General features: G+C 62.8%; 15 protein-coding genes. 11 read left to right on the top strand and 4 right to left on the bottom strand.

The genetic code is table 11. The features are described 5' to 3' along the window. Nucleotides 1–15: 15 nt before the first annotated feature. The 8 genes from AC1RDJ_RS19215 (at nucleotide 16) to AC1RDJ_RS19180 (ending at nucleotide 8,578) form a co-directional block, all read left to right on the top strand. The gene (locus AC1RDJ_RS19215) at nucleotides 16–1,152 is read left to right on the top strand and encodes a DegT/DnrJ/EryC1/StrS family aminotransferase (RefSeq protein WP_493028408.1); all 1,137 of its coding nucleotides are present in this window, start codon (nucleotides 16–18) and stop codon (nucleotides 1,150–1,152) included. Nucleotides 1,153–1,163: 11 nt separating this feature from the next. Next, the gene (locus AC1RDJ_RS19210) at nucleotides 1,164–2,159 is read left to right on the top strand and encodes a glycosyltransferase (RefSeq protein ID WP_289885566.1); all 996 of its coding nucleotides are present in this window, start codon (nucleotides 1,164–1,166) and stop codon (nucleotides 2,157–2,159) included. Beyond that, on the top strand, nucleotides 2,159–3,076 hold the full coding sequence (locus AC1RDJ_RS19205; protein WP_493028407.1) for a formyltransferase: 918 nt from the start codon (nucleotides 2,159–2,161) through the stop codon (nucleotides 3,074–3,076). The genes AC1RDJ_RS19210 and AC1RDJ_RS19205 overlap by 1 nt, the downstream gene beginning before the upstream one ends. Nucleotides 3,077–3,098: 22 nt before the next feature. Further along, the gene (locus AC1RDJ_RS19200) at nucleotides 3,099–4,151 is read left to right on the top strand and encodes a bifunctional UDP-4-keto-pentose/UDP-xylose synthase (RefSeq protein ID WP_071322573.1); all 1,053 of its coding nucleotides are present in this window, start codon (nucleotides 3,099–3,101) and stop codon (nucleotides 4,149–4,151) included. Beyond that, nucleotides 4,151–5,110: a polysaccharide deacetylase family protein gene (locus AC1RDJ_RS19195; protein WP_493028406.1), complete on the top strand. Its 960-nt coding sequence runs from the start codon at nucleotides 4,151–4,153 to the stop codon at nucleotides 5,108–5,110. Before AC1RDJ_RS19200 ends, AC1RDJ_RS19195 begins: the two co-directional genes overlap by 1 nt. Before the next feature lie 101 nt (nucleotides 5,111–5,211). Continuing rightward, nucleotides 5,212–5,655, top strand: a complete 444-nt coding sequence (locus AC1RDJ_RS19190; protein ID WP_198043953.1) for a peroxiredoxin — start codon at nucleotides 5,212–5,214, stop codon at nucleotides 5,653–5,655. 290 nt (nucleotides 5,656–5,945) lie between these two features. Then, entirely contained in the window at nucleotides 5,946–7,763 is a 1,818-nt protein-coding gene (locus AC1RDJ_RS19185; protein WP_493028405.1) for a PhoH family protein, read from the top strand. Between the two features lie 140 nt (nucleotides 7,764–7,903). Then, a complete protein-coding gene (locus AC1RDJ_RS19180) occupies nucleotides 7,904–8,578 on the top strand; it encodes a site-2 protease family protein (RefSeq protein WP_493028404.1) in 675 nt (224 codons plus the stop codon). 63 nt (nucleotides 8,579–8,641) lie between these two features. Here AC1RDJ_RS19180 and AC1RDJ_RS19175 read toward each other — a convergent pair whose 3' ends face one another. Continuing rightward, a complete protein-coding gene (locus tag AC1RDJ_RS19175) occupies nucleotides 8,642–10,324 on the bottom strand; it encodes a serine hydrolase (protein ID WP_493028403.1) in 1,683 nt (560 codons plus the stop codon). Nucleotides 10,325–10,520: 196 nt separating this feature from the next. Between AC1RDJ_RS19175 and yidD the strand changes: the two genes are divergently transcribed. From yidD to AC1RDJ_RS19160, 3 genes are all read left to right on the top strand, one after another. Next, nucleotides 10,521–11,042 (top strand): membrane protein insertion efficiency factor YidD, encoded by a 522-nt coding sequence (yidD, locus tag AC1RDJ_RS19170; protein WP_071322566.1) that lies wholly within the window; start codon nucleotides 10,521–10,523, stop codon nucleotides 11,040–11,042. A 268-nt stretch (nucleotides 11,043–11,310) separates the two neighbouring features. Next, nucleotides 11,311–12,252 (top strand): bestrophin family protein, encoded by a 942-nt coding sequence (locus AC1RDJ_RS19165; protein WP_071322565.1) that lies wholly within the window; start codon nucleotides 11,311–11,313, stop codon nucleotides 12,250–12,252. Nucleotides 12,253–12,336: 84 nt separating this feature from the next. Next, on the top strand, nucleotides 12,337–12,537 hold the full coding sequence (locus AC1RDJ_RS19160) for a heavy-metal-associated domain-containing protein (RefSeq protein WP_071322564.1): 201 nt from the start codon (nucleotides 12,337–12,339) through the stop codon (nucleotides 12,535–12,537). Nucleotides 12,538–12,585: 48 nt separating this feature from the next. Here the strand turns inward: AC1RDJ_RS19160 and AC1RDJ_RS19155 are convergent, their stop codons facing one another. Genes AC1RDJ_RS19155 through AC1RDJ_RS19145 form a run of 3 tightly spaced genes read right to left on the bottom strand, consistent with a single transcriptional unit; the run spans nucleotide 12,586 to nucleotide 16,193 of the window. Further along, nucleotides 12,586–13,314 (bottom strand): glutathione S-transferase, encoded by a 729-nt coding sequence (locus AC1RDJ_RS19155; RefSeq protein ID WP_071322563.1) that lies wholly within the window; start codon nucleotides 13,312–13,314, stop codon nucleotides 12,586–12,588. A 24-nt stretch (nucleotides 13,315–13,338) separates the two neighbouring features. Continuing rightward, nucleotides 13,339–13,764, bottom strand: a complete 426-nt coding sequence (cueR, locus tag AC1RDJ_RS19150) for a Cu(I)-responsive transcriptional regulator (protein WP_071322562.1) — start codon at nucleotides 13,762–13,764, stop codon at nucleotides 13,339–13,341. Beyond that, entirely contained in the window at nucleotides 13,761–16,193 is a 2,433-nt protein-coding gene (locus tag AC1RDJ_RS19145; protein ID WP_493028401.1) for a heavy metal translocating P-type ATPase, read from the bottom strand. The genes cueR and AC1RDJ_RS19145 overlap by 4 nt, the downstream gene beginning before the upstream one ends. Nucleotides 16,194–16,250 lie beyond the last annotated feature (57 nt).

The following is a 16,250-nucleotide window of genomic DNA, read 5'->3' as shown; positions in this document are numbered from 1 at the left end:
CAAGACGAGCGACCCATGACCTCTCCCCTGCCCTTTTTGCCTTTTTCCAAACCCACCATCGATGAAGCGACGATCGCCGCCGTCGGCGAGGTGCTGCGCTCCGGCTGGATCACCAGCGGCCCGAAAGTCCAGGCCTTCGAAGCCCAGCTGTCCGAGTATTTCGGCGGGCGTCCCGTGCGCACCTTCAATTCGGGTACCTGCACCATGGAAATCGCGCTGCGCATCGCCGGCATCGGCCCCGGCGACGAAGTCATCACCACGCCCGTGTCGTGGGTAGCGACGGCCAACGTCATCATCGAAGTGGGCGCCACGCCCGTCTTTGCCGACATCGACCCCGTCACCCGGAATATCGACCTCGACAAGCTGGAAGCGGCCATCACGCCCCGCACGAAAGCCATCATCCCCGTCTACCTGTCGGGCCTGCCCGTCGACATGGACCGCCTGTACGCAATCGCCGACAAATACAAGCTGCGCGTCGTGGAAGACGCGGCGCAGGCATTCGGCTCCGAGTGGAAAGGCAAGCGCATCGGCGCATTCGGCGATTTCGTCTCGTTCAGCTTCCAGGCCAACAAGAACATCACCACGGGCGAAGGCGGCGCACTGGTGCTGAACAACCTGGAAGAGGCGCGGCTGGCCGAGAAATACCGGCTGCAGGGCGTCACGCGTAGCGGCGTCGACGGCATCGACGTCGATGTGCTGGGCGGCAAATACAACATGAGCGACATCATGGCCGCCATCGGCCTGGGCCAGTTCGCCAATATCGACGCCATCACGGCCCACCGCCGCGCGCTGGCACGCCATTATTTCGAACAGTTCGGCAGCGACTTCGAAGCGCTCAGCGGCGCCCAGCTGCCCGTGCAAGACTTTGACAACAGCAACTGGCACTTGTTCCAGATCATCTTGCCCGACAATGGCCCCGGCACGCGCGCCACGTTCATGCAGCAAATGGCGCAGCAGAACGTGGGAACGGGCTATCATTACGCACCGATCCACTTGTTTACCATGTACCGCGAACGCGGCTTTACCGAAGGCATGTTCCCTGTCGCGGAAAAAATAGGCCGCCTGACGGTGACCCTGCCGATGTTCTACGCCATGACGCCACAGGACGTGGAACGCGCCGTCGCCACCGTCAAATCCATCCTCATCAAGTGAGCAGTGCGCCGATGAAACCTGAACTGTCCATTATCATTCCTATCTACAACGAGCAGGATGGCCTGGCCGCCCTGTTCGCCCGCCTGTATCCGGCGCTCGACGCCTTGCAGGCGAGCTACGAAATCATCTTCGTCAACGACGGTAGCCGCGACAACTCGGTCAGCATCCTGGCCGAGCAGTTCCGCCAGCGGCCCGACGTCACGCGCGTCGTCTTGTTCAACGGCAATTACGGCCAGCACATGGCCATCCTGGCCGGCTTCGAGGCTTCGCGCGGCCAGATCATGATCACGCTCGACGCCGACCTGCAGAATCCGCCCGAGGAAATCGGCAACCTGGTGGCGAAAATGCGCGAAGGCTACGATTACGTGGGCTCGATCCGGCGCAAGCGGCAAGATTCCGCGTGGCGCACCCTGGCCTCGAAAATGATGAACCGCCTGCGCGAGCGCATCACCAACATCAAGATCACGGACCAGGGCAACATGCTGCGCGCGTATGGCCGCAATGTGATCGACCTGGTCAACCAGTGCGCCGAAGTGAACACCTTCGTGCCGGCGCTGGCCTACACGTTTGCCCGCAAACCAACGGAAATCATCGTCGAACACGAGGAACGGGCCGCCGGCGAGTCGAAATACTCGCTGTACAGCCTGATCCGCCTCAATTTCGACCTGGTCACGGGCTTTTCGCTGATTCCCCTGCAAATCTTTTCCATGCTGGGCATGGCCTTGTCGCTGGGCTCGGCGCTGCTGGTGCTCTTCCTGCTCGTGCGCCGCTTCCTGCTGGGCGCAGAAGCCGAAGGCGTGTTTACCCTGTTTGCCATCGCCTTCTTCTTCATGGGCGTGATCCTGTTCGGCATCGGCCTGGTGGGCGAATACGTGGGACGCATCTTCCAGCAAGTGCGCGCCCGTCCCCGCTATGTGGTGCAAACCATTCTGCAGGACGGCATGACCCAGGCGGAAGCCGAGGCGCCATCGTATGTGCGCCTGGAAAAACGCCAGGTGGGCCGTTGATGGCCGCCCCGCGCGCCGTCGTCTTCGGCTACCACAATGTCGGCGTGCGCTGCATCAAGGTGCTGCTGGCGGGTGGCGTCGATATCGCCCTGGTCGTCACGCACGAAGACAACCCGGCGGAAAACCTGTGGTTCGAATCCGTCGCCAGCCTGTGCCAGGCCGAAGGCATCCCCTACATCACGCCGGGCGACGCCCGGGCGCCGGAACTGCTGGCGCAGGTGCAGGCGGCCAAACCGGACATGCTGTTCAGTTTTTACTACCGTCACATGTTGCCAGCTAGCATCTTGGAAGTCGCTCCCGCCTACAATATGCACGGCTCGCTGCTGCCGCAGTTCCGCGGCCGCGCGCCCGTCAACTGGGCCGTGCTGCATGGCGCCACGCAAACGGGCGCCACCCTGCATGAAATGACGGTCAAGCCGGACGCCGGCGCCATCGTGGCGCAGACGGCCGTGCCCATCCTGCCCGACGACACGGCCTTCGAAGTCTTCGGCAAGGTCACCGTGGCCGCCGAGCAAACCCTGTGGGGCGTGCTGCCTGCCCTGCTCGATGGCACGGCGCCGCGCCAGCCGAACGATTTGCGCCAGGGCGGCTACTTCGGCGGGCGCAAGCCCGACGATGGCCGCATTGACTGGGGCTTGCCGGCGCAACAGGTTTACAACCTGCACCGCGCCGTCGCGCCCCCTTATCCTGGCGCGTTTACCGAAATCAATCATGTCGTTTACACCATCGTCACAGCCCGTTTGAGCAAGCAGACTGCGGGAAGTTTGCCAGCGGGCTTGGCGGTGGTGGATAATTGCATCTTTGGCGTCTGCGGTGACGGCCGCATGCTGGCCATTTCCGCACTGAAGGCCGGTGATGAGACGATTTCGGCCAAGCAATTGCAAGAAAGACTGACCACCAGCGTCAGCACACACTGAACATCACATACGAGAATCTCACATGAAAAAAGTCCTCATCTTAGGCGTCAACGGCTTCATCGGCCACCACCTGTCCAAGCGCATCCTGGAAACCACCGACTGGCATGTCTACGGCATGGACATGAACACGGACCGCATCACGGAATTGCTGGACAATGAAAACTACAAGTCGCGCATGCACTTCTTCGAAGGCGACATCACGATCAACAAGGAATGGGTCGAGTACCACGTCAAGAAATGCGACGTGATCCTGCCGCTGGTGGCCATCGCCACGCCGTCGACCTACGTCAAGCAGCCGCTGCGCGTGTTCGAGCTGGACTTCGAAGCCAACCTGCCGATCGTGCGCTCGGCCGCCAAGTACGGCAAGCACCTGGTCTTCCCGTCGACTTCGGAAGTGTACGGCATGTGCCACGACGAGGAATTCGATCCGGAAAACTCGGAACTGATCTGCGGCCCGATCAACAAGCCGCGCTGGATCTATTCGAACGCCAAGCAGCTGATGGACCGCGTAATCTGGGGCTACGGCATGGAAGGCCTGAACTTCACGCTGTTCCGTCCATTTAACTGGATCGGCGCCGGCCTGGACTCGATCCACACGCCGAAAGAAGGTTCCTCGCGCGTGGTCACGCAATTCTTCGGCCATATCGTGCGCGGCGAAAACATCTCGCTGGTCGACGGCGGTGCGCAAAAACGCGCGTTCACCTACATCGACGACGGCATCGATGCGCTGATCCGTATCATCGCCAACAAGAACGGCATCGCCAGCGGCAAGATTTACAACATTGGCAATCCGGTCAACAATTACTCGATCCGCGACCTGGCCGGCATGATGCTGACCCTGGCTGCCGAATACCCGGAATACGCCGAAGGCGCGAAACACGTGAAAATCGTGGAAACGACCTCGGGCGCCTACTATGGCGCCGGCTACCAGGACGTGCAGAACCGCGTGCCGAAAATCACGAATACCTGCGAAGAGCTGGGCTGGGCGCCGACCACCACCATGGCCGATTCCCTGCGCAATATTTTTGACGCCTACCGCAGCCAGGTAGCCCAAGCCAAAGCCTTGATGGATTAATGTTGAGCAAGCCGTTCCTGACCCTGAAAATCGACGTCGATACCTATCGCGGCACCCGCGAAGGTATGGGCAACCTGGTGCGCATGCTGGGCGCGCACCAGGCCAACGCCACCTTTCTGTTCTCGCTGGGCCCCGACCATACGGGCTGGGCCTTGCGGCGCGCCTTGCGGCCCGGCTTTTTCAGCAAGGTGTCGCGGACTTCCGTGGTCGAGCACTATGGCTTGAAAACATTGATGTATGGCACCTTGCTGCCAGGCCCCGATATCGGCAAGCAATGCGCGGCGCAACTGCGCGCCGTGCGCGACGCCGGTTTCGAGTGCGGCATCCACACGTGGGACCACACCTTGTGGCAAGACAACGTGGCCAAGCGCAACGCCGCCTGGACCATCACCATGATGCGCAAGGCCGCCAACCGCTACGCGCAGGTGTTCGGCGTCAAGCCGCACACGCATGGCGCGGCCGGCTGGCAGATGAATGTCAGCGCCTTTGTCGAGCACGACACGGCCGGCTACCGCTACGCTTCCGATGGCCGCGCCATGCTCGACGCGCGCGGCGCCATGGCGCAGCCGTCGCAAGGTCCGCATCGCGTGCGCAATGGCAACACGGTACTCCAGTGCGTGCAATTGCCAACCACCTTGCCCACCCTGGACGAGCTGCTGGGCTGCGAAATCGACGGCAAGCTGATCACGACCGGCAATGTGGCCGCGCATATCCTGTCGCTGACGGCGGACATGCCGCGCGACCACGTGTATACCTTGCATGCGGAACTTGAAGGACAGAAACTCGCCCCCATTTTCGAACAATTGCTGACTGGCTGGAAAGCCCAGGGCTACCAGTTCGCATCGATGGGCGATTATTATGAAAAGATAAAAAATACCGACCTGCCCGTTTGCCCCATCACCTGGGATGAGCTGCCAGGCCGTTCGGGACGCCTGATTGTGCAGGGCAAAGCGGCCTGAATGCTGTATTGTTGCACCTGGATGCGTTGCCAGTTTAAAAACAGCGCTGATGATCACCGTTCAGGAGAGAACCTGTGGCTGATAGCCAATCCCTCGTTAGCATGCCCGACTTTAGCGCCGCAATGACCAGCGGCAAAACCTTTCAGTTGCTGGGCCGTCCGGCCAAGGCCACGGTCCTGTTTTTCTATCCGAAGGACAATACCCCGGGTTGCACCACCGAAAACATCGCGTTTCGCGACGCCTATCCGCAATTCGTCGCCGCCGGCGTGGAAATCTACGGCATCAGCCGCGATTCCCTGCGCTCGCACGAAAGCTTCAAGGCCAAGCTGGAGCTGCCATTCGAGCTCATTTCCGACCCCGACGAGGCCGTTTGCCTGCTGTTTAACGTCATGAAGATGAAACAGATGTACGGCAAGACCGTGCGCGGCGTCGAACGCAGCACGTTTGTGATTGACGCCCAGGGCCGATTGGTGAAAGAATGGAGAGGCGTGAAGGTCGCAACTCACGTGGAAGAAGTGCTGGAATTCGTAGCGCATCTGAATTGATCGTCTGTTTTGATCCAATGCGCGTTGTCGGCTTCCAGCGAGCCTGGTTCAACCGCAGTTCAGTTCACGGTATCTATCGCCATTTTGAGTCAACGAAGCGCCTCTACCCACTCCGCCAGGCGGGCCTGTAGCCCGCCGATGGCGTCCATGACCGGCCATGCCGCCGGCCTTCCGGCAGTTATTCGTCCTGTAGCATTGTTGTTTCCCCCGCATCCACCCCATGAGAAGTGCCGCCAGAAGCTGGCTGCCCATGGGCGATTCATTCCAGAAATTTTTTGATTGAGATCCTGATGCCACTGCCAAAATTACCGAGCAAGCCAGCCACCATCCTGGCCACCCAAGATTACCCAACCGCAGGCGCAGCGCGCCCGGCCACCAAAACCCCGGCAGCCAAGAAAGTGGCCGCACCAATTATTGAAGCGGCGATCGCCGAAGTAGCCAAGCCGGTCCGCAATGCGGCCACCAAGATCAAGCAAGTGGCGGCCCTGATGGTCGCCAAGCCCGTGCCTGCGCCAGTGCCGGTGGCAGCCGCGCCTGCCGCCGCCCCCAAGGCCAAGCCGGCGGCGAAAGCCAAGGCCGAGGTGCCGAGCGCCAAGGTCACGCCGATCAAGTCCGTCAAGCAAGAGCAGCCGCATCCGGCCAAGCACAAGGCGGTCGAAGTACAGCTCAAGTCGTCCGTCAGCCGCGCCGCCGACCAGCGCGGCCTGTCCAAACTGTTCGTGCTCGACACCAACGTGCTGATGCACGATCCATCGTCGCTGTTCCGCTTCGAGGAACACGATGTGTACCTGCCGATGATGACCCTGGAAGAGCTGGACAACCACAAGAAGGGCATGACGGAAGTGGCGCGCAATGCCCGCCAGGTATCGCGCACCCTGGACGCCCTGATCAGCAACACGGACGACGACGCCATCGAACACGGCATCCCGCTGTCCAAGCTGGGCAACAAGGACGCCAAGGGCCGATTGTTCTTCCAGACGCGCCTGCAAAGCGCCGACCTGCCGGCAGGCTTGCCAGTCGGCAAGGCCGACAACCAGATCCTGGCCGTCGTGCGCTCGCTGGAATCGGAACAGGAAGGCCGCCCCGTGGTGCTGGTGTCGAAAGACATCAACATGCGCATCAAGGCGCGCGCCCTGGGCTTGCCGGCCGAAGACTACTTCAATGACCATGTGCTGGAAGACACGGACTTGCTGTACTCGGGCATCGTGCAGCTGCCGGACGATTTCTGGAACAAGCACGGCAAGGACATGGAATCCTGGCAGGAAAGCAAGAATGGCTACAGTTCCACGTTCTACCGCGTGACGGGCCCGTTCGTGCCGTCGATGCTGGTGAACCAGTTCATCTACCTGGAACCGAAAAACGGCGAAGCACCGTTCTACGGCCAGGTAAAACAGATCAACGGCAAGACGGCCGTGCTGCAGACCCTGCGCGACTTCAGCCACACGAAGAACAATGTGTGGGGCGTGACGGCGCGCAACCGCGAGCAGAATTTCGCGCTGAACCTGCTGATGAATCCGGAATGCGACTTCGTCACCCTGCTGGGCCAGGCCGGCACCGGCAAGACCCTGCTGGCCCTGGCCGCCGGCCTGGCGCAAGTGCTGGAAACCAAGCTCTACAATGAAATCATCGTCACCCGCGTGACGGTGCCTGTCGGCGAAGACATCGGTTTCCTGCCGGGTACGGAAGAAGAAAAGATGTCGCCATGGATGGGCGCCTTCGACGACAACCTGGAAGTGCTGAACAAGTCCGACTCCGATGGCGGCGAATGGGGCCGTGCGGCAACGCAGGACCTGATCCGTTCGCGCATCAAGATCAAGTCGCTCAACTTCATGCGCGGCCGCACCTTCGTCAACAAATTCCTCATCATTGACGAAGCGCAAAACTTGACGCCGAAGCAAGTCAAGACCCTGGTCACGCGCGCCGGTCCCGGCACGAAGATCCTGTGTCTGGGCAACATCGCGCAGATCGACACGCCGTACCTGACGGAAGGCTCGAGCGGCCTGACCTACGTGGTCGACCGCTTCAAGGGCTGGTCGCACAGCGGCCACGTCACCCTGGCCCGCGGCGAGCGTTCGCGCCTGGCCGACCACGCCAGCGAAGTGCTGTAAGTTTTACCCGGCGGCGCCAGCCGCCTCCCTATCAGAAAGCCCCGCCTGCAGTGCTGCAGGCGGGGCTTTTTTCATGTGCGCGCCGTTTCCTTGGCGACATGCTTTAATACCGCTCCCTGTCCTTCACGATACCGTATCCGATGCCTCCCGCTCTGCAGTTGCTGCTCTGCTTCATCATCTTCATGCTCATCCACATTTCCGTCATGGCGGCCTGCGCCAGGCTGTTCGGCATCACGGTGCGCAGCGTCAGCTATGGCGTGGGGCCAACCTTGCTGGCGTTGGGGCAAGTAAAGATCAGGCTGCTGCCCCTGGCCGGCAGCGTGGTGCTGAAAGATACGCGCGAAGAAGAGTTGTATGACGACGATCCCTGTCTCGACGCCTATAACTTCCAGCCCCTGTGGAAGCAGTGGCTGCTGCCGCTGGGCGGCGTGGCCGTGCTGCTGGCACTGGCGCTGGGCATCCTGGGCATGCAGGGCTGGGACAGCTTCATGGCCGCGTTCACTCAAATCGTCGAAGGCGCGCTGGCTCCCATGGGCACGGCGCAAGAACTGCTGGGGAAAGGCGAAACGTTTGCGCGTACGCACAGCTTTGCCACGGTATTCGCCTTGTTCGCCGTCAAACTGTGTGCATTCAACCTGCTGCCGTTTGCCGGCTTGAACGGCGGCCAGGCGCTGCTGGCCCTGCTGCGTGGCGGCAAGCCATATGTGGCGTGGGAAGAGAGCGTGACGAAGTGGCTGCTGCTGCCGGGACTGGCCATCGTGCTGGCGTGGCTGGCGGCGTTCGGCTGGTATGGCTGGAAGGCGGCGGGAGCGTAAGCCCCACCGCCAAGACGATGCCTGCCGCCAGCATGCGCTGGCCGGCAGGCAGGGGAACGACGCTCAGTTCACGCGCCTGGCCGGCATGTCCTGCCCTTCCTGGCGCAATACCAGCTGCTCGGCCTTGCCGCTGGCATCCTTGCTGAAACGCACTTCCGCATCGACTTCATTCGAAAAGAAAGCCGTATCGCTCATCGGCAACATGCTCAGCTTGCGGAAACCCGTCACCTGGGCGAAGAACTTGTCGCCTTCGCGCGTCACTTCCAGGAAAACCTCGGGCGCCAGCGCGTACTTGCCCACGTAGGCATCGAACTGGGCAGGCGTCATGGCGACCACGGCACGCGCCGGCTTGGCGGCGCTGGCGCGCTCGTGCACCGACTTCGATTCGCCGCCGTCATTGAGGATCAGCTGCGCCTCGCCCTTCGGTCCCCGTTCGAATTCGGCTGTGGTGAGCGTATTTTCAATCAGGAAGCCATTCGGCGAGTACGCCAGCAGGCGTTGCGCGGGGCGGCCCGTGCGCTGCAACAGCAGCTGGCCCTCGAAATTGCGGATCGTGTAGCCTGCCTTCTCGTTGATGGCGTACACGCCCGCATAGGCGTCCAGGATGGCGGGCTTGAGCGTGATGACCTTGATCTCGGGATATGGCCGGCCGACGGCGACGGCGGCCGCCTTGCGCGCCACCACGTCAGGGTCGACCAGGCCCGTATCCGAGTTTTCCAGCACGGCCACGTAGACTTTTTCCTTCGGTAAACGCATGGCGAACGTGGCAAAGCCATTGATGCCGCCGCTATGGTAGATGAAAGGCGTGCCTTGCCATGTGCCCACCTTCCAGCCGTAGCCGGAACGGGTCGCCGTGCCGTCGTTCAGCTTGGCCGGCGTGAACGCCTGCTCCCAGGTTGCCGCCTTGAGCAGCTTGCCGTCGGAGATGGCCGCATCCCAGCGCGCCAGGTCGTCCACGGTGGAAACGAGCGCGCCGGCCGCATAGGGCTGCGTCATGCTCAAGGGCAAGTTCGGCGCATAGGCTACGCCCGAGCGGACATGCCCGGCCGCGCGCTTGGCGGGCCGGCGCTCGTGGCCTTCATACGCTGTGTCGTTCATGCCCAGCGGCACAAAGATCTGCTGTTCCATGAAGGTGGCGTACGGCTGGCCCGAGGCCTTTTCGATGATGGCGCCCAACAGAAAATAGCCGGAGCTGCTGTAGCGCCACTGCGTGCCCGGTTCGAAGTCGAGCGGATCGTTCTTGAAGAAATCGATCATCTGCGCCACGCTCAGGTCTTTCGTGCTGTTGGGCACGAATTCCGGCTTGCGTGTGTAGTCGTGGATGCCGGACGTGTGCGCAAGCAACTGCGCGATCGTGATCTGCTTGCCGTGGGTCGGATAGTCGGGCAGGAATTTGCTGATGTCATCGGTAAGGGCCAGCCTGCCCTGGTCGGCCAGCAACAGGATGGCGACGGCCGTGAATTGCTTGGAAATCGACCCCAGGCGCAGCGACATGTCGGGCGTCAGCGGCTGGCCATCCTGCACGCTGGCCAGGCCATACGCCTTGCGCAACAGGGGCTGGCCATCCTTGACGACGATGACGACGGCGCCGGGTTCCGTGGCCTTGTAATACGGCGCGATGCTGGCGTCGATCTGCGCCGCCAGCGCTTGCTGCCGCTGGCTCAGTGGAGCGGGCTGGTCGGCCCAGGCGGACGGTGCTTGCAACAGGATCAGGGTAGCGAGGCAGATGCTGGAAACTTTAAACATGTAGACCGCTTTCCAAAGAAGGATGAACGTGCAGGACCAGGCCCCTGGCGGCAGCTATCGGGCGGGAGGGTTTGCCATAGGAAATATTTCCAAATCGCTCATTCAGCCTAACAGACGCAGACTGGGCAATTCTATCCATTTGTCACATTGATAATTCATGCTGGCCCAGCGCTATGCATTTCGGCATAGCTGTCGTATGCTCGGAGCACTGTCTGACGGCCATCGCAAAGGAGGCATCATTCTCACGCTCGATATCTGTGGCAAGCACCTGGCCCTGTGGGCCATCCGTACCTACCGGCGCCGCTTATCGCCATGGAAAGGGTTTTCCTGCGCCTACCGCGTGCTGACGGGGCGCGACAGCTGTTCCGCCTACGGCTACCGGGTCATCGCCCGCCATGGCTTGCGCACAGGCTTGCCCTTGCTGCAACGGCGCCTGCGCGCCTGCGGAGAACGGCACCGCCAGCACCTGGCGCTGCCGCTACCGGAACGGCGCAGTGCGCGCCGCCAGGCACAGGCGGGGTATTGCGACTGCGACATCCCCTTGCTCGACTGTGCCTGCGACTGCGCCGACGTAGCAAATGTGCTCAACTGCAACTGGCCGGGCCGCAGCAAGACCCCGAAGTGGTTCCGCAACGATTATGCCGCCAGTGCCGCATTGAAGCGGCAGCAGGAAGAACACCGCAAGAGGCTCCGGCAAGGACGGGATGCAGGCCATTGAAATTCACACACTAACTTACAAATGAAATATTCATTCATGAAATGAATAATACCCATTATCACTGTGAATTGGCCGGCAGCGGAACGGCGGCCTATACTCATTCCGTCTCCCCTACACTGCCTCCCATGCACACCCAGCTCAGCCCGCACACACTGCGGGCTTTTTGTCCCCGGTACTTGCCTCTCTGCCATTCCACACCATGGTTTTTCAATAACAAGAACAGGGCGCGGCATGTACCGCCGGCCCGGCCCGCAACGGGGAGCGCATCATGATCGTGCGCGAGCGTCCTTCGGCGCTGCGGCTGTTCCTCGTCGTGCGCGGCTCCGTCCTGCCGCGCATCCGCACCACCCTGATCGTCAATACCCTGATCGCCACCCTGGTCACCTGGTGCCATGGCACGCTGTTCGACCACAAGGTCATCCTGACCACCATCCCGTTTACCCTGATCGGCTTGCCGCTGGCCATCTTCCTCGGCTTTCGCAACACGGCCGCCTACGACCGCTATTGGGAAGCGCGCAAGCTGTGGGGCGAATTGGTCTTGCGCAGCCGTAACTTCTCACGCCAATGCCAGAGCATGATACGCAGCGACACGGTGGCCCACGCCAGGCTGGGCCTCGATGACGTGCGCGTGCGCATGATTTACCGCACCATCGCCTTTTGCCACGCCCTGCGCCACCAGTTGCGCGACACGCGCGGCCCGGCCGACCTGCAACCGCTGTTGCGCCCGGCGGAATGGGCGGCCGCATGCCAGTCGTCGAATCCGTCCGACTATTTGATGCTGCAGATGGGCCACGACCTGGCCGACTGCGTCAAGCAGGGGCGGATCGACAGCATCCTCGCCGCCCAGCTCGACAATACGGTGTCGGCCATGGTGGGCGCCGGCGCCTCGTGCGAGCGCATCCGCAGCACGCCGATTCCGTTTTCATACTCGCTGCTGCTGCACCGCACGGCCTACCTGTACTGTTTCCTGCTGCCATTCGGCCTCGTCGATTCGCTCGGTTTCATGACGCCGTTCGTCGTCGCCATCGTCGCCTACACCTTCTTTGGCCTCGACGCCCTCGGCGACGAGATCGAGGAACCGTTCGGCGAGGATGCCAACGACCTGCCCTTGAGCGCCATGTGCCGCGCCATCGAGATCAGCCTGCGCGAATCGCTGCACGACACGCCGTTGCCGCCGCCCATGCAGCCGGTCGACTACCTGCTGGCCTGATGCGCACGACTGAGTTTTTCCTTGACCTTACCATCGGGGGAAGGCTTACAGTGGGACCACTTAATCATTCAAGGAGTGCTTGTCATGTATCAGTTACAAGTTGAAAACATGAGCTGCGGCCATTGCGTCGGCTCGGTCACGAAAGCGGTGCAAGGCATCGACCCCGCCGCCCAGGTGCAGGTCGACCTGGCCAGCAAGAGCGTCACGGTGGAATCGTCGAGCGAACTGGGCGCCATCAGCGCCGCCATCGTGGACGCGGGCTTCCCCGTCACCCGCGCGCAGTAATCGCCACAGCAGCATCGCGACAGCCGGCCCAGCGCCGGCTGTTGTCGTTTACCCGTCGAGTTCCGGATAATGGCGGAAGATGCCTTCCTCACTGAAAGCAATGCGCCGCTGCGAGCGCAGGTAACGGGCAATGTTGGGCCGCGCCGCCACGGCGTCGTGCAAGTCGGACAAGGCGGGATAGGCGGGCGCCAGGCGCGCCATGGCTTGCGGAAACGCATAGCGCAAACCGGCCAGCATCTGGAACAGCGACAGGTCGCCATACGTGAGTTTCGCCCCCACCAGCCAGCCGCCCCGGCGCGGATTGTTCGCCAGCACCTGCGTAAAGTAGCCGAGGAACTTGGGCAGGCGCGTGGCGCGGAAATCCGCGCTGCGCAGCATGGCCGCCTGCTTTTGCTCCGCATAATATTGATTCATCGACAGCGGGTGGTGCGTGTCGTGCACTTCCGTCAGCCAGTCGGCCATGGTCAGTTGCAACTGGTTCAGCCACAGCCGGCCCTCTTCCGCGCGCGGCGCCAGGCCCAGGCGCCGGCCCAGGTAGTACAGGATATTCGGCGTCTGGCCGATCAGCCGTTCGCCATCGCGCAGCACGGGCGGCGCGTAGGCCGCATGGGGCGTGCTGTCGCCATCGAGGCAGGCCAGCATGGCGGACATGCCCTGCCCCTGGCGTTCAGGCAGGCGGGCGATATCGCGGTAATCGGCGCCCGCCTCTTCCAGGGCCAATCGGATGAATTCGCCGCGCCCCTGTATCGTGGGCCAGTAATACAGTGCGTAAGCCATGCATCCTCCTGATGTTGTTTTACCTCAATGGCAGCACGCCTTGGCGTCGGCGGCTTCCTCGCCCGCCAGCCCCAGGCTTTGCAGGATCGGGCAATCGGGCTTGTCGTCGCCGTGGCACGATTGCGCCAGGTGCGCCAGGGTGTCGCGCATCTCCGTCAGTTCGGCGATGCGTTTATTCAAATCCGCCACGTGCGCCAGCGCGATGCCCTTCACGTCGGCGCTGGCGCGTTGGTCGTTCTGCCATAGCGACAGCAACTCGCGTATCTGTTCCAGCGAAAAGCCCAGCACGCGGCCCCGTTTGATGAAACGCAAGGCGTGCAAGTCGTTCGGCGTGTAGATGCGGTAGCCCGCGTCGCTGCGCGCGCTGGGTTTCAGTAATGCAATGCTTTCGTAGTAGCGTATCATTTTCGCCGATACGCCCGTTTCGCTGGCGGCCTGTCCGATATTCATAGTACTGACTCCTTGGTATGCGCGCTGCGCGCTTTCCAGCGGCGCAGCAACAGGGCATTGCTGATCACGCTGACCGAACTGAAGGCCATCGCCGCGCCCGCCACCATGGGATTGAGCAGGCCGAAGGCGGCCAGCGGAATGCCGATCAGGTTATAAATGAATGCCCAGAACAGATTCTGCCGTATCTTGCTGTAGGTGCGGCGCGAGATATCGATGGCGTCCGCCACCAGGGCCGGATCGCCGCGCATCAGGGTAATGCCGGCCGCGTGCATGGCCACGTCGGTGCCCGTCGACATGGCGATGCCCACGTCGGCGGCCGCCAGCGCGGGCGCATCGTTGATGCCGTCGCCCACCATGGCCACCTTGGCGCCGTCACGCTTGAGCGCTTCGATTTTAGCGGTTTTATCGGCGGGCAGCATTTTCGCCGCCACCGTATCGATGCCCAGTGCCTTGCCGACAGCGTCGGCGCTGCCTTGATTGTCCCCCGTCAACATCACCGTCTGGATGCCCAGTGCATGCAAATGGGCAATGGCCGCCTGCGCATTCGGCTTGACCTGGTCGCTGAAGGCAAACAGTCCCAGCAACTGATCGCCCGACGCCAGCCAGGAAATCGTGTTGCCCGTGTTTTCCAGCGCCAGGGCCTGCTGCGCCAGCGGCGCCATGTCCACCTGCAAATCCTGCATCAGGCGCGTGCTGCCCAGTTTCAAGTCCAGGCCGTCGACCTGCGCCGCCAGGCCGCGGCCCGGCAAGGCCGACAGGGCCGTCGTGGGCAAGGGTTCGATGTGGCGCGCACTGGCCGCATCGAGCACGGCCGTAGCAAGACTGTGTTCGCTACCGCGCTGGATACTGGCCGCCAGCTGCAGCAGCCGTGTTTCCTCGATGCCGTGCGCATGCAGGGCCGCCAGCGCGGGCTTGCCCACCGTCAGGGTCCCCGTCTTGTCGAACACGACGGTGGTGACGGCGTGCGCCACTTCCAGCGCTTCCGCGTCCTTGATCAGGATGCCGTAGCGGGCGGCAACGCCCGTGCCGGCCATGATGGCCGTCGGCGTGGCCAGGCCCAGCGCGCACGGGCAGGCGATGACCAGCACGGCCACGGCGTTGATGATGGCGTTCTCCAGCTCGCCGGTGGCGAACCACCAGCCCAGCATGGTCAGCAGCGCCAGCACCAGCACCACGGGCACGAAAATCGCGCTGACCTTGTCGACCAGGTGCTGGATGGGCGCCTTGGCCGCCTGCGCATCTTCCACCAGGCGGATGATGCGCGACAGCGTCGTCTCGCTGCCCACGGCCTGCGTGCGCACCAGCAGCAAGCCGTCCGCATTGATGGAACCGCCCGTGACCTTGTCGCCCACATGCTTGTCGACGGGCAAGCTCTCGCCCGTGATCAGCGATTCGTTGATCTGGCTGGCGCCCTCCACCACCACGCCATCGACGGCCACCCGTTCGCCTGGGCGTATCACCACCAGGTCGCCCAGTTTCACCTGTTCCACGGCGAGATCGAGTTCGACGCCGTCGCGGCGCACGCGGGCCGAATCCGGACGCAGCACTTGCAAGGCGCGGATGGCCGACGCCGTCTGGCGCTTGGCGCGGCTTTCCAGCCATTTGCCCAGCAACACCAGGGTGATGACGACGGCCGACGCCTCGAAATACAGGTGCGGCAGCATCTCGCCCGCCGTCAGCCACTGGTAGACGGACAGGCCGTAGGCGGCGCTGGTGCCAAGCGCCACCAGCAAGTCCATATTGCCGCTGCCGGCGCGGGCCGCCTTCCAGCCCGCCTTGTAGAAGCGCGCGCCGAAATAGAATTGCACGGGCGTCGCCAGCGCGAATTGCAGCCAGCCGGGCAGCATCAGGTGGATGCCGGCCCACTCGACCAGCATGGGCAGCATCAGCGGAAAGGCGAGGATGGCGGACAGCGCCACTTTCACGCCATCGCGGTTCGGCGCGGCAGCGTGCGCGCCGGCCTTGCTGGCAGCGGGCACCTTCGCCTCGTAGCCGGCCTTGTCGATGGCGGCGACCAGGGTGGCCGCATCGACACCGCCCGTGACCTTGACGCGCGCGCTTTCCGTTGCCAGGTTGACGCTGGCCGCCAGCACGCCGGGTACTTTCAGCAAGGCTTTTTCCACCCTGCCCACGCAAGAGGCGCACGTCATGCCGGCGATAGCCAGGTCGATGTCGCGCTGCGCCACGCTGTAGCCGGCCTTTTCCACGGCGGCCTGCAGGGTCGCCAGGGGGATGGGCGAGTCGGACGTGACCTTGGCAATTTCAGTGGCGAGGTTGACGCTGGCCTGGCTGACGCCGGGCACGGCGGCCAGGGCTTTTTCCACGCGGCCCACGCACGAGGCGCAGCTCATGCCTTCGATGGCCAGCGCCTGCGCGTGCGCGGCGGGAATTGGTGACGGTGATGCGGGAGCAAGTGCGGTCTGATGCATGGCAGATCCTGTACGGTAAATGAACTAATGCGGTCAGGATCTGCTATCCAACGATGG

The sequence above is a fragment of the Janthinobacterium sp. GW822-FHT07H10 genome (assembly GCF_058798675.1).
This window is presented reverse-complemented; position numbering and strand designations above follow the sequence as displayed.

What these genes read in the sequence shown, in the direction of transcription:
- AC1RDJ_RS19215 (WP_493028408.1), top strand. Translation starts at nt 16, where the DNA reads ATGACCTCTCCCCTGCCCTTTTTGCCTTTTTCCAAACCCACCATCGAT.
- AC1RDJ_RS19210 (WP_289885566.1), top strand. Translation starts at nt 1,164, where the DNA reads ATGAAACCTGAACTGTCCATTATCATTCCTATCTACAACGAGCAGGAT.
- AC1RDJ_RS19205 (WP_493028407.1), top strand. Translation starts at nt 2,159, where the DNA reads ATGGCCGCCCCGCGCGCCGTCGTCTTCGGCTACCACAATGTCGGCGTG.
- AC1RDJ_RS19200 (WP_071322573.1), top strand. Translation starts at nt 3,099, where the DNA reads ATGAAAAAAGTCCTCATCTTAGGCGTCAACGGCTTCATCGGCCACCAC.
- AC1RDJ_RS19195 (WP_493028406.1), top strand. Translation starts at nt 4,151, where the DNA reads ATGTTGAGCAAGCCGTTCCTGACCCTGAAAATCGACGTCGATACCTAT.
- AC1RDJ_RS19190 (WP_198043953.1), top strand. Translation starts at nt 5,212, where the DNA reads ATGCCCGACTTTAGCGCCGCAATGACCAGCGGCAAAACCTTTCAGTTG.
- AC1RDJ_RS19185 (WP_493028405.1), top strand. Translation starts at nt 5,946, where the DNA reads ATGCCACTGCCAAAATTACCGAGCAAGCCAGCCACCATCCTGGCCACC.
- AC1RDJ_RS19180 (WP_493028404.1), top strand. Translation starts at nt 7,904, where the DNA reads ATGCCTCCCGCTCTGCAGTTGCTGCTCTGCTTCATCATCTTCATGCTC.
- AC1RDJ_RS19175 (WP_493028403.1), bottom strand. Translation starts at nt 10,324, where the DNA reads ATGTTTAAAGTTTCCAGCATCTGCCTCGCTACCCTGATCCTGTTGCAA.
- yidD (WP_071322566.1), top strand. Translation starts at nt 10,521, where the DNA reads ATGCTCGGAGCACTGTCTGACGGCCATCGCAAAGGAGGCATCATTCTC.
- AC1RDJ_RS19165 (WP_071322565.1), top strand. Translation starts at nt 11,311, where the DNA reads ATGATCGTGCGCGAGCGTCCTTCGGCGCTGCGGCTGTTCCTCGTCGTG.
- AC1RDJ_RS19160 (WP_071322564.1), top strand. Translation starts at nt 12,337, where the DNA reads ATGTATCAGTTACAAGTTGAAAACATGAGCTGCGGCCATTGCGTCGGC.
- AC1RDJ_RS19155 (WP_071322563.1), bottom strand. Translation starts at nt 13,314, where the DNA reads ATGGCTTACGCACTGTATTACTGGCCCACGATACAGGGGCGCGGCGAA.
- cueR (WP_071322562.1), bottom strand. Translation starts at nt 13,764, where the DNA reads ATGAATATCGGACAGGCCGCCAGCGAAACGGGCGTATCGGCGAAAATG.
- AC1RDJ_RS19145 (WP_493028401.1), bottom strand. Translation starts at nt 16,193, where the DNA reads ATGCATCAGACCGCACTTGCTCCCGCATCACCGTCACCAATTCCCGCC.